General features: G+C 38.2%; 2 protein-coding genes. Both read right to left on the bottom strand.

Annotated features, from left to right (window positions below; all coding sequences use genetic code 11):
- Positions 1 to 384 (bottom strand): RepA protein (locus ABHR63_RS09995; RefSeq protein WP_346966008.1); only part of this gene is annotated, 384 nt, incomplete at its 3' end.
- 439 nt (positions 385 to 823) lie between these two features.
- The coding region (locus ABHR63_RS09990; protein ID WP_036644730.1) for a hypothetical protein at positions 824 to 1,158 on the bottom strand (335 nt) is incomplete at its 5' end.

The raw sequence follows: 1,158 nt of genomic DNA, 5'->3' as shown, positions 1-1,158 counted from the left end.
GGCTTTGTCTGTTTTGTATTTGGTATATTCTAGGCATTTTTTTCTATTGAAGATGATTAAATCATTTTTGGGTTTCATGCAGGTCATAAAGTAACCAAAAACCCGAATAGCTGCTTGTGATAGGTCAAAGAATGCAGCAAAGTTAGAAAGATACAATTTAGTGAATTGTTCTTCATCTACTTCTATTTGACGGATAAACGAAGTCTTAAACACTTCTCCAGTTTCAGTGTCGGCTAAAGCTACTACGGCTCTCTTATCGCCACCACTATTACTCTTATACTTTTTAACAACATGATTTTCAATACCTTCTATAGCTTGTTTCATAAAAGGATTTTCTTCGTTCTTTTGAAAATCGGTTAACTTAACTGCTTTTTTATTTTCCATTTTGATGTGTTTTTTGGGAAATATTATTCTCCACAAAGTAAACTATTATTTTCCATAAAAACAATATTAAGGGAAATATTATTTTCCTGTTTAGTATTATATTAGGAAATCAGTATTTTCTAGATTGGAAAATGAGAATTTCCAATATGGAAAATGCCCTATATTGTGTATCAAGTACTTAACTTATTCTATTTCTTCTATTCTTAATATACCCCCAAAACAGCACAAAATCAGTCACTTAAAAATCATCGGTCGGGGAGCGCCCAGCGGCAAGGGGCGGGACCACCCGTCCCGACGAGCGCCACACCATAAACTTTTTTTAGAATAAGCACACAACCGTTTTCCGAACCCTGCAAAATTTCTTCCGAATCCGAACGACGTAACACTCCATTGAGAGAGGCTGCCGTTTGGTCGCTCCCCCTTTGGGGGCGGGGGGGGGTTACATACCCATACCGAAACCTCTGCTTCTGGTGATTTGCTTGAGTAGGTCTTTCCCCTCTTCCATAGCTTTTGATATGTTTGGGAAATGATGCCTTAAAGCCTCCAGTTGTTCGGAATTGAACAAGTCTTTCATCTTACCAAGTTCTTTTTTCAATTCCTTGGTTTCGGTCTTTAGTTCTTGGTTCTCCGTCCTTAATCGGTTACTGGTTGTCCTTGCGTTGTCCATTTGTTGTCTATAATACTCCTTGTCATTCTCGGCTTTGAATGCCTTTGTGCCGTTTTGCTCTTTTTCAAGTATAGCCTTTCCCAGTCTATCGGATAGCTGTTCATTTT

Source organism: Collinsella aerofaciens, from assembly GCF_039752775.1.
Lineage (GTDB): Bacteria > Actinomycetota > Coriobacteriia > Coriobacteriales > Coriobacteriaceae > Collinsella > Collinsella aerofaciens_R.
The sequence above is the reverse complement of the archived record's forward strand: the minus strand, read 5'-3'. Positions and strand labels throughout refer to the sequence as shown.